This is a genomic window from Methylobacterium sp. GXS13 (assembly GCF_001455965.1).
Lineage (GTDB): Bacteria > Pseudomonadota > Alphaproteobacteria > Rhizobiales > Beijerinckiaceae > Methylobacterium.
In genome coordinates this window covers 22073-38183 of record NZ_LKKO01000013.1, presented here as the reverse complement: position 1 = coordinate 38183, position 16111 = coordinate 22073, and the positions used below count along the sequence as shown (strand labels likewise).

The following is a 16111-nucleotide window of genomic DNA, read 5'->3' as shown; positions in this document are numbered from 1 at the left end:
TATCGAGTTGGACGGTTCCGTCCGCTCTGTTTGATGCCTCCCTGACGACTCGCGAAGCCGCCCCCAACCGGGCGGCTTTTTTCTGTCCGGTGGGTGAACCGCGCAGCCGCATCGGTACAATGTCGCCTCCCCAAAATCCTGGGACGCGCGTTCGCAGACAGGGATTTTTGGCGCTTCCTGGACTGCCGAACAACCGATCCCGTCATTCAGAGGCGCGGCAGACAGTCCAGATCCGAAGGGACTGCCGATGGCGGCACGCGAGAGCCGTCAACGGTGCAAGGTTTTGATCGCAGGGTACTTCCAGACTCCGGGCTCTGCTTGGCGGCCCCGAAATCCAACGCTGGTTCGTCCTGCGGCCGTCCCTTAGTAAAGCCCACCCGCCTGCGCGGCCCGGTCTGGGTCCGCCGGGACCGCCGCGGGGGCAGCGCTCTGGCTGGAGGCTGGGGCGACGTAGGAATCGGGCGGCGCGGTACCCGGCTTGAACGCTTCCAGGATCGTGCCGGCACCTTCCCCCGATCCGGCCCGGGTGCCGGAGGCGAGGTTCACACGGATCAGCTTGATCCCGGGCGGCACCCGGAACGGTGTCGGCGGCTTGTCCTTGAGGGCCGTCTTCAGGAATTCGAGGGCGATGGGCGCCGCCAAGCCGCCCCCGGTGGCACGGTCGCCGAGCGAGCGCGGCTTGTCGAAGCCGATATAGATGCCGACCGCGAGATCCGGCGAGAAGCCGACGAACCACGCATCCTTGGCGTCGTTGGTGGTGCCGGTCTTGCCGGCCAGCGGCTTGCCGATCTGCTTCAGCAACGTCGCGGTGCCGCGCTGGACGACGCCCTCCATGATCGACACCATCTGGTAGGCGGTGAGCGGGTCGAGCACCTGCTCGGAATCGTCCACCAGCTTCGGCTCATCCTGGCCGGACCACTTTTCCGCGTCGCAGCCGATGCACTTGCGGTTGTCGTGCCGATAGATCGTCTCACCGATCCGGTCCTGGATGCGGTCGATCAGGGTCGGCCGGATGCGGCGCCCGCCATTGGCGAGCATCGAGTAGGCGGTGACCATGCGCATGACCGTGGTCTCGCCGGCGCCGAGCGACATCGGCAGCACCGGCAGCAGGTCGTCGTAGACGCCGAAGCGGCGGGCGTATTCGGCGATCAGCGGCATGCCGACATCCTTGGCGAGCCGGACCGTCATCAAGTTCTTCGAATGCTCGATCCCGTACCGCAGGGTGTGCGGGCCGCCGGACTTGCCGTCGTAGTTCGAGGGCGTCCAGGCTTCCTGGCCCGGGCCGGCCTCGATGGTGATCGGCGTGTCCTGCACGATCGACGACGGCGTGTAACCGTTGTCGAGCGCCGCCGAGTAGACGATCGGCTTGAACGACGAGCCGGGCTGGCGCATCGCCTGGGTGGCGCGGTTGAACTCGGATTCGTCGTACGAGAAGCCGCCCACCATCGCGTGGACGCGGCCTGTGTTCGGGTCCATCGCCACGATGGCGCCGGAGACCTCGGGCTTCTGGCGCAGGCGGAACTGGCCACGGCCGCCCTCCATTGCCTCGACATAGACCATGTCGCCGGGCTGGAGGTTCGGCCGGCCTGCCCAGCGCATGCCGTCCGGGGGGATCACGCCGGTCTCACGGTCCTTGCCGACCTGGCCCGACGCCTCGCGCCGGGGTTGGAGGCCGACCTGCACGCCACCGCCGCCATTGCCCAGCACCACGGCGAGCCGCCAGGGTGCGACGTCGCCGAGCGCCGGAACCTCGGCCGCCGCCATGCCCCAGTCGCGCCCGGTCAGGTCCACCTTGGTGACCGCGCCGCGCCAGCCATGGGCCTGGTCGTAGCGCACGAGGCCGTCGACCAGGGCCTTGCGGGCCCAGCCCTGCATCTTCGGATCCAGCGTCGAGCGCACCGAGAGGCCGCCCTCGTAGAGCTTCTTCTCGCCGTAGCGCTCGGAGATCTCGCGGCGGACCTCCTCGGTGAAGTAGTTGGCGTTGGCGGCGTTCGGGAAGGCCACCCGGGGGTTGACCCCGAGCGGCATCTTCTTGGCGGCATCCGCCTCGTCCTTGGTGATGTAGCCGTTTTCCGCCATCAGGCGGATGATCTCGTTGCGGCGGTCCAAAGCCGCCTGGGTCTTGCGGTAAGGGTGGTAGTTGTTCGGCCCCTTGGGCAGCGCGGCGAGATACGCGGCCTCGTTGATGGTCAACTCGTGGACCGATTTTCCAAAGTAATCCAGCGCGGCCGCCGCCACGCCGTGCAGGTTCCGGCCGGGAACGATCGTCCCCAAAAAAATCTCGTTGAGGTAGAGTTCGAGAATCTTGTCCTTCGAATAGGCCGCCTCGATGCGCAGGGCCACGAGCGCCTCCTTGATCTTGCGATCATAGGTCTGCTCGGAGGACAGCAAAAAGTTCTTGGCGACCTGCTGGGTGATGGTCGAGGCGCCCTGGCGCTTACCCGACTTGGCATTGGTCAGGAAGGCGCGCACGATCCCCTCGGGATCGATGCCGCCGTGCTTGTAAAAATTCTTGTCCTCGGCCGACAGGAAGGCCGCGACCACGATCTTCGGCATCGCCTGGATCGGCAGGTACAGCCGCCGCTCGCGGGCATATTCGGCCAGGAGCGAGCCGTCCGACGCGTGGATGCGGGTCATCACCGGCGGCTCGTAATTGGCGAGCGCGGCATGATCGGGCAGGTCCTGGCTGTACTTCCAGTAGAAGTAGCCGCCGGCCGCGGCGCCGACCACGAACAGCACCGCGCCGGCGCTGAACAGGATCCCGAAGAAACGAAGGATCAGACGCATCCGGTGTTCCGCTCGTCGCTGGCCCGGCCGCATGCCGGGTTCGGCTCATCCGGCACGGGCGTCCGTATTCGACGCGGTCGGCTCCCGGACGCTCCCGTGAGGCCCCCTCGGATTGCCGGTTCAGCGGCGGTGCGACGGGGCGTCGGACGTCCCGTATCGACACTTACTCTATGGTAAAACTGGGGCGACGGCGGCCGATCGACGGGTGATCGTCGGCACCTTGAGCGTCGCGCGGTTGCCGAAGAACAGATCGATCGCCTTGGCCATGGAGCCGGTGACACCCGCGCGCCACTCCGGCGATTGCAGCATCTCCAGGTCGCGCTTGCTCGAGAGATAGCCGAGTTCCACCAGCACGCTCGGCACGTCGGGGGAGCGCAGCACCATGAAGCGCGCCTCCCGGTGGGGCTTGGAGCTCATCTCCATGACCGGGGCGAGCTGGCCCATCAGGGTGCGGGCAAAGCCCGACGAGAAGCCGCGGGTCTCGCGCAGCGTCAGCTCCTGCAGGATGTCGGCGATGTCCGGGGGCGCCTCGGCGGCATCGGTCCCCGCCGCGGCATCGGCCTTGTTCTCGCGCTCGGCGAGCCGGGCGGATTCGATGTCGGTGGCCTTCTCGGCGTTGGTGTAGATCGTGGCGCCGCGCACCTGGGGCGCCGCCGAGATCGAATCGGCATGGATCGACACGAACAGGTCGGCCTTGGCCTCGCGGGCGAGGCGTACCCGGTCGGCCAGCGGCACGAACACGTCCCGGTCGCGGGTCATCCGGACCCGGTAGCGGCCGCTCGCTTCCAGCTTCTCGACCAGCGCCTGCGCGTAGCCGAACACGATGTCCTTCTCGAACACGCCGCCCACCGCGATCGCCCCGGGATCGGTCCCGCCATGCCCGGCATCGACCATGATCAGCGGCCGCTGGTCGGCGCGTTCGGAGCCAGCGCTGCGGGCCTGGGCGGGGGCCGGATCGCTGGCGGCGGCCGCCTTGCGGAACGCCTCGCGCTCGACGCGCTGGAGCGGGATCGTCAGCAGCACGGCACCGTCCCGGGCTCGGGTGACGGTCTCGATCCGCCCGATCGTAGCCGGGGCGGCGAGGTCGATCACGACCCGGGAGCGGCCGGGGGCGAACAGGCCGTAGCGGAAGGATTGGACCAGGCCGTCGCGGCGGCGCCCGGACCCGGAATCGAGCTGGAAATTGACCTCCGGCAGGTCGATCACCGCCCGGTCGGGCCGCTCCATCACGAAACCGCGGGCATCGACAGCCCGGGACAGGGTCAGGGTGAGCCGCGTGGTGCCGGCCTGGCTCGCGAGATCCGCCCCGATGGCGATCGCGGGCGCAGGTCCGGACGGCTTGTCGCCGTTCTGTGCGACGACCGGGGCACCTGCCAACGTCAGAGCGAGGCAGAGGCCGTGAACGGCAGAACGGATCAGGTGCGCGCGGCTCGGCATCGGTCCGGATTCATCTCCCGCGCCCTCCGATGAGGCATAGGAGCGACAGGGTTAATCGTTGGTTGCCCGGTGCGGTTCGATGCGGCCGTGCGTGTCGTCCCTATGCGACAGCCTGAACATGGCGATCGTACGTCAGCGGAACGCAACGATGCGGCTCGCCTTGCGGATGACGTCGCTCCAGCAGGTCAGCGAGGCATCGGCCGCGCGCTGGACCTCGCCCATCTGCAGACGCATCAGTTCGCTGGGCGAGCCGGCGTCCGACAGGGCGCGCAGATGTGCAAGGGCTGCTTCACCCTCCCCACGCATGTAGTGGGCGATCGTCGAGCCGATGCCTAGGCTGTCGGAGCGATCCGGCACGAATCCGGCTCGGCTGGGTGAGGCGACGCCTGCGGGGCCGGCGTCTTTCGCGACCGGCGCGTCGGACGGAAGCGCGACGGGCGGGATCGTAACGGGTGGGATCGTAACGGGTGGGACCAGGGCGGCCACCGGGACCTGGGCCTCCGGGGGAGCTTCCGGCTTGGCGGCGTCCGGATTCCGGCTCGCGACCGCCTCGCGGGCCCTGTAAACGGCGGCGTCCGGGATGGCCGTGTCGGTGAGCGGTGGGACGGCGCGGAGCGCAATGCCATCCGCAGCACCCGGAGCCGGCTTCGGATCCCATTGGGGACGGGGCGCCTTCGGTCGACGCGGCTTGCTCATGGCGCGATCTCCTCCTCATCCGCGTCGGGCTCCCTGACGGAGCAGCGGCCGGAGGGAGAGACCGTCTTCAGTTTGTTGTGTTCAACGACGCCCGGCCCTCCGGGCCGAGCGCCGCCTCAATCGATCCGCCGGCGGCGGACCGGTCGGTCTTCAGCGGGCGATGTTCTGCTGGGCGAGGGCGCCGAAATCCTTGGCCTGGGCCTGGAGGGCAGCGAACTGGCTGCGGACGAACTCGGACTGCAGCTCGAACGCCTCGCGCAGGTCCTTGGTGCGCGCCAGCTTCTGAGCGAAGTCGAAGGTCGCGTTCGCGTTGTTCTGTGCGTGCTCGAAGCCCTTCGAGACCGCCGCCGTCATGGTGGACTGGAAGGTCTGGCCCGAAACCTGGGCCTGCTCGGCGGCCTTCATGGCGTTCGCCATCATGGTGCCGACAGCGTTGCGCGCCTGGTCGACGCTCTTCTCGGCGAAGTCGCGCATCTCGTTCGGGATCTCGAAGTTCGGGGTCTGCATCGGGGTCTCCAGCACGCTGTCTCGGGTGGGACGCCGATCTGCGTCCGCGGTGACGCGTCCGTATATGTTGCAGTGCAACAAGAAGTCAAGTGCATAATCGGGCGAGGAGCAGGGCCATGAAAGGCCCGATAAAATGCCGGATTTCGGTATACGCTCAGTCGTCACGTCGCATCAACACCAACGCAATCGCTGATGATAAAGCTCGACCATTGCACGTCCCGTCGTGGCGTGGTCGCACCGATCGAACGCCTCTCTATATCAATCCGATCGTCTGTCTATAGGCCTGCGGGCGTCCTGAAGTCTTGCTAATCCGACCTCAGGCCGGTCTGGCGTCGGCCCGTCTATGGTGCATCGCACCAGGGGCTGTGCCGGCCAGTCCGGCATAGAGGGACCGAAGCGCGGCGGCATGCGTGGCGAGCGTCATCGGTGCCGCGCGGAACCGGGCTCGGGCATTCGCTCCGAGGGTTCCGACGCGAACATCGTCCCGCAGGGCCGAGAAGGCGGCCGTCAGCGCTTCGATGTCAGGGGTGACCACGAAGCCGGTCCGCCCGTCCCGGACTTTCTCGGCGGCCCCGGACCGTTCGGAGACGACCACAGGGATGCCGGCCGCCAGGGCCTCGTAGACGGTGAGGGGCCCGGTCTCGTACCAACGCGACGGGGCAGTGAGGGCTCGGGCACGGCTGCGTAACAGCGTCGAGACGGTATCGGGTGCCTGCCAGCCGATCACCTCGACGCCGGGCCGGGCGCGCAGCTCCGCCTCCAGGGGTCCGGCGCCGATGAACAAGGCGGGGAGCCCGGCAGCCCGGGCGGCGTCAGCCACGAGATCGGCCCCCTTCTCCCGGGTCAGGCGCCCGACATACGCGATGGCATCGCCCCGGGCGGGATCGGCCGGCGGGCCGTCCGCGACCCGAACCGGATTGTCGACGCGGTGATGAGTCAGGGCGTAGCCGCCGAGCAGGTCGCCGAGCCGCCGCCGGCTGGCGTCGCAGACATGGACGACATGGAGCGGGCGCCGATGAAGCGCTTGCCGGAGCGCCCCCGCGCGGGCGACGCGCACGAGCTTGTGAACCCGGCTGTGAGGATCGCAGGGGGCGGCCAGGCAGGCGGGCCCTAGCGGTGCCAGCCCGCAGGGCTCACCCCGGTCGAACCGGTAATAGACCCCGTTCGGACAGGCCATGGCGTAATCATGCAGGGTGACGACCACCGGCACGCCGAGCCGGGACAGGACCGGGAAGATCGCCGGCGACAGAGCGCGGGTCCACTGGTGCAGGTGGAGGCAGTCCGGCGCCGCCGGCAACTCGCGTAGCACTCCCTCGAGGGCACGCGCCGCAGCCGCGTGCCAGATCCCGGTGGCCGCCGCCTTGATACGGCCCAGGGTCCAGATGTCGGGCAGCCCGAGTTCGATCCGCCGGATGTTTGGGTGGTCCAGCAGGGGATCGACCGGGCTCGGGATCGCCTGGACATAGGTGATCGCCAGGCCGGCCTCGGCCAGCAGCCGGGCCGATTCCAGGGCGACCTTCTCGGCCCCGCCGCTGGCGGTCGCAAATTCGGCGAGGATCACGACGTGCATGGACCATACCGGCTGGAACTGCTGCGACGGTAAGTCAAGGCGGGTTTACGGAGGATCAACCGGCAGCCGTTACAGGTTTTCGTCCCGGATTTGAGCGGCGGAATTTCTGACGTGCACGTCGTCCTCGTCGCGGATCACGCCGCGATCAACGGTGGCCAAGCCAAGGTCGCGATCGAATCCGCCCTCGGGCTTGCCGCCCGCGGGTTCCGCGTCAGCCTGTTCGCCGCGGTGGGTCCGGTCGATCCCCGGCTGGAGGCCGCCGGCGTCCGGGTGGTGTGCCTGGATCAGGACGATGTCACGACGGCGCGGAGCAAACTGGCTTTCGCGGCGCAGGCGATCTGGAACGGGTCGGCAGCCCGCGCGCTGGCGGCCGAACTCGCGGCCTGCGATCCGCGCGACACGCTGGTCCACGTCCACGCCTTCGCCAAGGCGCTGTCGCCCGCCATCGGCCCCGCCCTGCGGGCCTCCGGCCTGCCGTGCCTCTACACGATGCACGAGTTCTTCCTGGTCTGCCCGACCGGGGGATTCTACGCCTATCCCGAACAGAAGATCTGCCACCGGGTGCCGATGTCGGCGTCCTGCATCCTGGCGAAGTGCGACGCGCGCAGCTACCCGCGCAAGGTCGCCCGGATGATCCGCCATGCCGGGCTCACGCATGTCGCCCGGCTGCCGGACTTGTTCTCCCACGTCGTCACGATCAGCGACCTGCAGGAGAGCGTGGTCCGGCCGCTGATGCCCGGCGGCACCATATTCCATCGGGTCGACAACCCGATCGCTGTCACGCAGGCGCCCGTCCACGAAGGCCCGCCGGGCGACTTTTTGTTCGTCGGCCGGATCTCCACCGAGAAGGGCGCGCCGATCTTCGCCGAGGCGGCTCGGCGGGCCGGGGTGCGGGCGGTGTTCGTCGGCGATGGCTCGGAGCGGGCCGACCTCGCCGCCCGGTATCCCGAGGCGGTGATGCTGGGCTGGCCCTCTCCCGCCACCGTGCAGGCGTTGATGCGAGAAGCCCGGGCGCTGGTGTTCCCGAGCGTCTGGTACGAGGGTCAGCCGCTTACCGTCTACGAGGCGCTCGCCTGCGGCACCCCGGTGGTCGTCAGCGATGCCTGCGCGGGCCGGGAAGCGGTGGTCGACGGCGAAACCGGCTTCTGGTTCCGCTCGGGCGATCCCGATGCGCTCGCCGCCCATCTCCGCCGCCTGTCCGACGACTCCCTCGCCGGCCGGATGGCTCGGGCAGCGCATGCCCGCTACTGGACCGCGCCCCTGACCCCGGAGGTCCATCTCGATCGGCTGACCAGCGTCTACGACACCGTGATGCGTGAGGCGTCTGCGCCAGGCCGGGCGGCGCGGCTATCGGCCGGCCGGGCGGTGGTGACGGCCTGACGCGACAGCCCGATTGACACCCTTTGCGATCGAAAGAACCGGAAACACCCGGGCTCCGTCGCGTTGACGCGCACAGGCACCGAGCGTGCACCCGTCACGGACGAGCGACAGACATGGCCGACGACCACAAGCTGAAGAACGAGACCAAGCCCGGCTTCCAGCAGGGCAGCGCCAAGCCGGACGACAAGGCTAATCCCGCCAACAAGCAGGAGAAGATGGACGAGCGCCTCGACGACGCCCTTGAGGAGACGTTCCCTTCGAGCGACCCGGTCTCGGTCAAGATCACGAAGTAGCGGGTTCCCAAAGGGCTCAGCCCTTTGGCGGGGTTCGGGGGCAGAGCCCCCGAGCCTTTCAGTTCCTGATCCGTCAGGCGGCTTCGAGCAGCCGCCGGGCAATGACCTGAGCCTGGATCTCCGCGGCGCCCTCGAAGATCGACAGGATGCGAGCATCGCACAGGATCCGGCTGACCGGGTATTCCAGCGCGAAGCCGTTGCCGCCGTGGATCTGGAGCGCGTTGTCGGCAGCCGCCCAAGCGACCCGGGCACCCAGCAGCTTGGCCATTCCGGCCTCCAGGTCGCAGCGCTTGCCGGCATCCTTCTCGCGGGCCGAGAAGTAGGTCAGCTGGCGGGCGATGTTGATCTCCACCGCCATCATGGCGAGCTTGTCGGCCACCCGCGGGAAGCTGACCAGCGCCTTGCCGAACTGGACCCGCTCCTCGGCGTAGCGCAGCCCCACGTCGAGGGCCGACTGGGCGACGCCGATGGCCCGGGCCGCGGTCTGGATCCGGGCCGACTCGAAGGTCTGCATCAGCTGGGCGAAGCCCTTGCCCTCGACCTCGCCGAGCAGGTTGCCGCCGGGCACCTCGAACCCCTCGAAGGCCAGCTCGTACTCCTTCATGCCCCGGTAGCCGAGCACCTCGATCTCGCCGCCCGACAGGCCCTGGACTGGGAACGGCTCTTCGTCCGTGCCCCGGGGCTTCTCGGCGATCAGCATCGAGAGGCCGCGATGGCCCTTCTCCTCGGGCTTGGTCCGCACCAGCACGGTCATGATGTCGGCCCGGACCGGATGGGTGATCCAAGTCTTGTTGCCCGTTATCTTCCAGACCTCGCCCTCCTTCACCGCTTTGGTGCGCAGGCTGGCCAGGTCCGAACCCGTGTTCGGCTCGGTGAAGACGGCGGTCGGCAGGATGTCGCCGCTGGCGATCTTCGGCAGGAAGCGGTGCTTCTGCTCCTCGGTACCGCCGCACAGGATCAGCTCCGCGGCGATCTCCGAGCGGGTGCCGAGCGAGCCGACGCCGATATAGGCCCGGGACAGCTCCTCCGAGACCACGCACATGGCGGTCTTGGGCAGACCCATGCCGCCGTATTCCTCCGGGATGGTGAGGCCGAACACGCCCAGCTCGGCCATCTTGGTGACGACCTCCATGGGGATGTATTCGTTCTTCAGGTGCCACTCATGCGCCTGCTCGACCACCTCGGCCTTGCCGAAGCGGCGCATCTCGGACCGGATCGCCTCCATGTCCTCGTCGAGGCCTGAGGCACCGACGGTGGCCGAGCCGCCGCCCTCGCGCATCAGCGCCACCAGGGCGGCGCGGTGCTCCGGGGTGTTGCCCTCGGCAATCAGCGTCTCGATTGCGTCGGTGCGGTACTGCGCCACCTCCTTGGCCGAGAGACCGAGCGATCCGATCGGACGGACCATCTCGCCCTGGCTCATCGGGATGCCGGAGAACAGCTGGTCGAGATACTCGCCGGCGCCGATCCGCACGAGCAGCGTCTCGGTCTCGCCGAACCGTCCCTCCGCCTGCAGGCGCTCGGCATAGCCGCCGAGTTCGGCCACCGCCTCCGCGTAGGTCGCGAGCCAGGCCAGCCCGTGGGCGGCATGCTGCTGAGCCTCAAGCTTGCCCGCATCGATCCGCCCATCCGTGCCGAGGATGCGGGTCCGCACCCGGCGCGTGGCCTCGGCCACGAGGGCCTTCGCGCTCTCGCCAGCAGCCTTGGTGAGGCTGACGACGTCCTGCGGCTCGGTCTGGATGGCGGGGGATGCGGACATGATTTTTTGCTCGCGTGGCGTTTTATTGGATCGTGACTTCTAACCCGTCCGACGCCAAGGCCGAAGCAGATTTCATTTGTCGCGTCTTGAACTCAAGTTGAAGGGAACGACGTACGGTCCTTCGCAGTCGAGGCCGGTCTGGCCCCAGACCGCGCCTCGCGCCGGAGACTGATCAGCCGTAGGCTTGTTCGTCTGGAACGCGTCCGGCTCAGCGCTTCTGCTCGCAGCGGGTCTTCACGTAGGCGCCGCCCTCACCCGTGAAACCGGAATTGGCAGCCAGCACCGGTCCCTGGATCAGGCATTCCTGAAGCGTGTGGGCCGGGCCGGTGATCACGTCCAAAGCGGTGTCGCGCGAGCAATCCGGGGCCTGGACGGAGGCGGCACAGATCAGCGCGACGACGACAATCGAATTCATGATGCCTCCCAGGATGGCCCAGCTTCTCTGACGGCGGGCAGCGTTTTACTGAAGGATCGACCGCCAGAACTGGTTCCTTCGACATGAAGGCGCCCGTCCCGACGATTTGACTCAGTACCGCTACGTCAATCGGCCGCGTACTGTCCTGGGGCTCATCGCCGCGCGCGAAGACGGCACGCAGCGAAGCCGGGGGTCACACCAGCGCGGGGAGATCCGCGCCGGCTTCGATCGCCTCCGGGCTCGGCACCCTGTCCTCGCCCAACAGGTGCAGGAAGGCGGTGAAGGCCGGGTTGCGCCCAATGCTGCAGGCGGCCACGGCCCGGTTCTCACGGACGTAGTAGGCGATGAAGTCCAGGGCCTCCGGATCGCCCTGCAGGATGAGCCGGTCGAAATCTGGCGCGTAGCCGCCGTAATCCAGGCGCTTGTCGCCCTGGTTGCTCCAGAAGAACGGCACGCCGGAGAACGCCTCCGTCGCACCCAGGATCGCCTGGGCCGCGTGGGTCCCATGCTGCTGGGCCAGCCGCCAGTGCTCGATCCGGGCGGTGAGCCCGCTGCCGCGCTCCGGGAAGGCCGCGATGTCGCCCGCGATCCACACGCCGTCGGCGAGCTTCAGATCGGCACCGACCGGCAGGCCGCCGTGCTCGTCCGGCTCCACCCCGGCGACGACCGCGGTCTCCGGCGCGGCGCCGGCGCCGATCAGCACGATGTCGGCTGGCAGCCGCGCGCCGTCCTCCGTCTCGACCGCCTCAACGGATCCGTTGCCGGCGATCCGCGCGACCTGTCCCGTTACGAAGGTCACGCCGTTGCCAGCATGGTAGCGCTTCAGCGCCGTCCCCACCGCCTCGCCGAAGCGCTTGGCGAAGGGCACGGCCTCGCGGGACAGTACCGTCACGGACAGGCCGCGCTTGGTCAGGAAGGCCGCCGCCTCCAGGCCGATGAAGCCGGCCCCGATCACCACCACGCGCTTGCCGTGCTCCGCCGCGTCGCTCAACCGCACTGCGTCGTCGAGGCTGCGCAACGTCATGACACCCGCGAGGTCCGTCCCCTCGAAATCCGGCACCACCGCGCGGCTGCCCGTGGCGATCAGCAGCGCGTCGCCGGTGAGCACGCGCCCGTCTGCAAGGGTGACGCTGCGGGCAGCCGGCTCGATCCGGGTCGCCTCGGCCTCGATCCGCTCGACATGGTGCGCAGCGGTGAAATCCGGCTCCAGCAGGGTCTTCTCGGGGGGCGTCGGCTTGGCCAGGAACTGCTTGGACAGCTTGGTCCGGTCGTAAGGTGGCGGGAGCTCGCGACCAACCATGGTGATCGCGCCCGAAAAACCCTCGCGCCGGAGCGTGGTCACGCAGGCGGCCGCCGCCGCGCCGGTGCCGACGATCAGGACTTTCCCGACGGCCGTCCCGGCCCGCTTGGTCGGGGCAGGCTCGGGGGTCAGCGTCGCCACCGCCTCGCCGCCCTCGATCCGAACAGGATAGCGGGTCAGTGCCGCCAGGGCCGGCGGCTCCTCCAGGCTGCCGTCGGCGAGCGCGAAGGCCGCCTTGTGCCACGGGCAGTAAAGCCGGCCGCCGCAGATCTCGCCCTTGGCCAGCGGCGCTCCGAGATGCGGGCACTTGGCCTGAAAGGCGCGCACGCCGTCGGCATCGCGCACGAACAGCACCGCGTCCTCGCCGGCCTTGCCCTCGGCCTTGTCGCCGAGGGGGATCGCTTCGAGGGCGAGGCGGATCTCGCGAGGCTTGTCCTGATCCATCCTCGCGTCTCCCGGTGGCGGCCCGAGCCATCGTGGCCCGCGCACCAAACCGCGAATCGAGGAAGAGTTTCCGGGCCTTCAGTCGCAGGGCCGGCGGCTCAGGCGCGGCTCGCCACCGCCACGCCGAGCGCCGCCACCGCCATCCCGGCACCCTGGGCCAGGGTCAGCACCTCGCCGAACAGCAGGTAGCCCAACAGGGCCGCGACCGGCGGGACCAGGAAGAACAGGGCGGCGACGCCCGCCACCGCGCCCCGCCGGGTGAGCGCCAGCAGCAGCAGGATCCCGGCCACCGAGTTCACCAGGATCGCCCAGGCGAGCCCGAGCCAGAGCGGCGCCACCGGGTCGATCGTCGCATGGCCGAAGGCCAGCGCCAGCGGGATCGCGCAGGCCATCCCGCCCACGAATTGCAGCGTCGCGTTGACCAGGAGGTCGCCGCCGCCGCCGGTGCGCTTCTGCCAGAGGGTGCCGAGCGTCAGGGCCAGGACCGCCACCAGGCTGACCGCCAGGGCCACCGGCGGGATCCCGGACGGGTCGGCGGCGCCGAGCTTGGGGGCGAGCACCAGACCGGCCCCGGCAAAACCCAGCAGGATCCCCAGCGCCCGCCGGCCGCTGACGCGCTCGCCGAGCAGCGGCCCCGCCAGGAGCGCCGTCAGCAGCGGCTGGAGGCTGCCGACCAGGGCGGCGATCCCGGCCGGGAGCCCCCGGCTCACAGCCCAGAACACCCCCGACAGGTAGATCCCCTGCATCAGGAAGCCCGCCACCATGGGATCGCGCCAGCCCGCCCGGGTCCCGGGCCAACGCACCCGGGAGGCCGCCGCGATCAAAGCCAGCAGCACGGCGACCCCGGTGAACCGGACCGCCGTGAAGCCCAGCGGATCGGCGTGCGGGATCACGGCCCGGGCGGAGATGAAGCCGGTCGCCCAGATCGGGACGAACAGCACCGGCAGGGCGCTGGCGGTGCGGGGGGAATTGCCTGAGAGGGTGGGCATGACGGCGCGGACGGAGCATGCCGGGGGGCAAATGGCAACGGCGATTCCGTACCAGGATCCGGTCGATTCGGCGTGGCCGTGGCGCGTCACCGGTCAGCGAACGGGACCGGACCGGCTCAGCGGCGTTGACGGGCCGGCCCGGGCGCCCTTCATCGGCGGGCCGGCACGAGGATCGTTGGACACCCGTGAACTCTCTCCGCAACGGATTCCAGGTCGCGGGCCTCGCGGCGCAGCGCTTCGTCGCCCATGACGGCTGGGCGATTGCCAGCCACATCGCGCTCTCGACCCTGACCTCCCTGTTCCCATTCCTGATCCTGCTGGCCGCGCTCGCCGGCCTGTTCGGCACGCAGTCGCTCGCCGACGAGGCCGGGGTGCTGATCTTCGACGCCTGGCCCCGGGAGATCGCCAAGCCGATCGTCGGCGAGGTCCATCGGGTGCTGACCGAGCAGCGCAGCGGCGTGCTGACGCTCGGCGCACTGTTCGCCCTCTACTTCTCCTCCTCGGGGGTCGAGAGCCTGAGGGTCGGCCTGAATCGGGCCTATGGGCTGCGGGAGAGCCGGCCGTGGTGGCTGACCCGGCTCGAATCGATCGGCTACGTGATCTGCGGCGCCTTCGCGATGCTGGCCTTCGCGCTGCTCGTGGTGTTGGGACCGCTGATCTGGCGCAACGTCGTGCTGGTCGCGCCCGGGCTGGAGCCCTTGAGCCTCACGGTGGCGATCGGGCGGATCGCCGTCACGGCGCTGCTGCTCACCGTCGTGCTGGTGATCGCCCACAAGTTCGTCGCCGCCGGCCGGCGCTCGATCCTGTCGGTGCTGCCGGGGATCGGGGTGACGCTGATCCTGTGGTTCTTCGCCGGCCTCGGCTTCGGCTATTATCTCGACCGCTTCTCGAACGCCTACGCGTCGACCTACGGGGGGCTGGCCACCGCGATGGTGTTCCTGGTGTTCCTCTACTGGCTGGCCGCCATGTTCCTGTTCGGGGGCGAGATCAACGGCACGGTGATCGCCGCCCGCCGCAGCCGCCTGCAGGCGAAGATGCTGGCGCGCCGAGCCGAGATGGAAGGAAGATGGACGGGATCGAGCACCTAAGGATTGGCGCGGATCGGGCGGATCGGCCGGTTTCGAGCTCGTCCATCCGGGTCGCGGCCCCCGCCGCGGGGCACCCGACCGGCTGAACGAGATCCGGGACCCGTCCTGCAACCCGATGGGTCCGGCGGAGACGTGGGTCGGCGTCGGCCGGGCAGGTGATGCTGCTCATGACACTGCGCACCGACGAGGCCCTGCCCCGACCTACGGCCGTTGCGCCGTCGAACGGGCCGTTCCGCCTTCCCTTGAGCTACCGCCTGCGTCGCGGGCCGCTGCCTGTACGCGCGCGCAAAGAGGACTGTCGCGAACCCGGAAGGTTTAATCTTGACGCGGCGGCCTTGGGCGCCTTTCATGTGTCATCGGATAAGACTTATGCAGTTGATTCGTTTGTACTGGATACTAAATTATAGTACATATTCCGATTCATGTAGATATGGACTTCCACGATGAGTTCGACCGTCAGAGCATTATCGTCCTCGATCATCGCCCTGAACACCCTTCAGAACGATGCGGCGACGCAGACGAAAGGCGCCCACGGAGAAGGACATCCCCTCCTTCGGTCGCCGGATCCGCGCAGCGCCTATACGATCTCAGTGTCCGTCGCGAATGTTCTCATGTCTTTCTCCGACAAAACGGGCGAACGAACGCTGGACCCGTCACCGACCGATTATAAAACCGATACCCCATCTCAAAACGCGAATTCGAGCGCAGTGGTTTTTCGAAACGTTCATTCCAGCGACGCAGATATCCTGCAATTGAAGCTACAATCCTTCTCCAGACATCCGGATTCCGATATCAAAGCGCTATCATCCGATCTTCCGAAATATTTGGCAAGACAAATTGAATCTCACAAGGCGTCGGATTTTGCGACCCAACCAAAAATTTACCTTGACGATGAAAGTTTGGTAAGATTGGCGCGGAATAACGTGCTCGGCATCTACGAAATCGCCACGACAGACCAGAAAGCACGAGATTGGGTCGCACGCCACATGTCCCATTCCGGTCCCTACGACCCGAATGACGCCAAGGCTCAGGCCGTCTTGAATGGAACGGCTCGGATCGTTCGCGGTCCTGAACTGCTTAAGGCGAGAGACATTTCGCACAATCGGACGATCTATGGCCGCGATCCGGTCACGGGGATCGTCGAAGACATAGGCACCACAACCTGGTCAGAAACCAACCCGAAACGAGTCGAAAACGACAAGGCATTCGTCGAAGACTTCGAGCGGAAAAACCCAGGGCTTACGGTCTACACGGTCCATCTGTACGATGACGTGGCCCTCGTGATTTACCCGATCGCCCCGAACGCGCCGAACGCCAAGCCGATTGCATCTCAGCCGATCCGGTAAGCGGGTTCGGTCATACGCCCTTCGAAACCGAGATCCGGGGTCCGGGCACTCGGCCCGGGCTCCGCATCCGTCTTTCAGCGATGGATCCCCCTCACGCCTGCCG

The 16111-nt window shown here is 68.3% G+C and carries 13 protein-coding genes; 4 read left to right on the top strand and 9 right to left on the bottom strand.

Annotated elements, in window-relative coordinates; translation table 11 throughout:
* Positions 1-363: 363 nt before the first annotated feature.
* From AO398_RS04160 to AO398_RS04140, 5 genes are all read right to left on the bottom strand, one after another.
* Positions 364-2787 carry a penicillin-binding protein 1A gene (locus AO398_RS04160; protein ID WP_058190770.1) on the bottom strand — a complete coding sequence of 808 codons (2424 nt, stop codon included), beginning with the start codon at positions 2785-2787 and terminating at the stop codon, positions 364-366.
* A 168-nt stretch (positions 2788-2955) separates the two neighbouring features.
* On the bottom strand, positions 2956-4224 hold the full coding sequence (locus AO398_RS04155; RefSeq protein ID WP_058190769.1) for an N-acetylmuramoyl-L-alanine amidase: 1269 nt from the start codon (positions 4222-4224) through the stop codon (positions 2956-2958).
* Between the two features lie 132 nt (positions 4225-4356).
* Positions 4357-4920, bottom strand: a complete 564-nt coding sequence (locus AO398_RS28735; protein ID WP_058190768.1) for a phasin family protein — start codon at positions 4918-4920, stop codon at positions 4357-4359.
* A 150-nt stretch (positions 4921-5070) separates the two neighbouring features.
* Positions 5071-5427, bottom strand: coding sequence for a phasin (locus AO398_RS04145; protein WP_058190767.1), 357 nt, complete (start codon positions 5425-5427; stop codon positions 5071-5073).
* A 316-nt stretch (positions 5428-5743) separates the two neighbouring features.
* Positions 5744-6997: a glycosyltransferase gene (locus AO398_RS04140; protein WP_058190766.1), complete on the bottom strand. Its 1254-nt coding sequence runs from the start codon at positions 6995-6997 to the stop codon at positions 5744-5746.
* A gap of 111 nt (positions 6998-7108) precedes the next feature.
* On the opposite strand from AO398_RS04140, the gene AO398_RS04135 reads away from it, so the two are divergent.
* Together AO398_RS04135 and AO398_RS04130 are read left to right on the top strand one after the other, a co-directional pair.
* The gene (locus tag AO398_RS04135) at positions 7109-8377 is read left to right on the top strand and encodes a glycosyltransferase family 4 protein (RefSeq protein WP_058190765.1); all 1269 of its coding nucleotides are present in this window, start codon (positions 7109-7111) and stop codon (positions 8375-8377) included.
* Positions 8378-8490: 113 nt separating this feature from the next.
* The gene (locus AO398_RS04130; protein ID WP_058190764.1) at positions 8491-8670 is read left to right on the top strand and encodes a hypothetical protein; all 180 of its coding nucleotides are present in this window, start codon (positions 8491-8493) and stop codon (positions 8668-8670) included.
* Positions 8671-8743: 73 nt separating this feature from the next.
* Here the strand turns inward: AO398_RS04130 and AO398_RS04125 are convergent, their stop codons facing one another.
* From AO398_RS04125 to AO398_RS04110, 4 genes are all read right to left on the bottom strand, one after another.
* Positions 8744-10426, bottom strand: a complete 1683-nt coding sequence (locus tag AO398_RS04125; protein ID WP_058190763.1) for an acyl-CoA dehydrogenase family protein — start codon at positions 10424-10426, stop codon at positions 8744-8746.
* A gap of 208 nt (positions 10427-10634) precedes the next feature.
* A complete protein-coding gene (locus AO398_RS04120; RefSeq protein ID WP_058190762.1) occupies positions 10635-10841 on the bottom strand; it encodes a hypothetical protein in 207 nt (68 codons plus the stop codon).
* Positions 10842-11034: 193 nt separating this feature from the next.
* Positions 11035-12585, bottom strand: a complete 1551-nt coding sequence (locus AO398_RS04115; protein WP_058190761.1) for an FAD-dependent oxidoreductase — start codon at positions 12583-12585, stop codon at positions 11035-11037.
* 98 nt (positions 12586-12683) lie between these two features.
* A complete protein-coding gene (locus AO398_RS04110) occupies positions 12684-13574 on the bottom strand; it encodes a DMT family transporter (protein ID WP_058190844.1) in 891 nt (296 codons plus the stop codon).
* Positions 13575-13759: 185 nt separating this feature from the next.
* Here AO398_RS04110 and AO398_RS04105 point away from each other — a divergent pair, with 185 nt between their 5' ends.
* Both AO398_RS04105 and AO398_RS28080 read left to right on the top strand, forming a co-directional pair.
* On the top strand, positions 13760-14662 hold the full coding sequence (locus AO398_RS04105) for a YihY/virulence factor BrkB family protein (RefSeq protein ID WP_058190760.1): 903 nt from the start codon (positions 13760-13762) through the stop codon (positions 14660-14662).
* Positions 14663-15105: 443 nt separating this feature from the next.
* Positions 15106-16008 (top strand): hypothetical protein, encoded by a 903-nt coding sequence (locus AO398_RS28080; RefSeq protein WP_152997403.1) that lies wholly within the window; start codon positions 15106-15108, stop codon positions 16006-16008.
* The last annotated feature ends 103 nt before the right edge of the window (positions 16009-16111 follow it).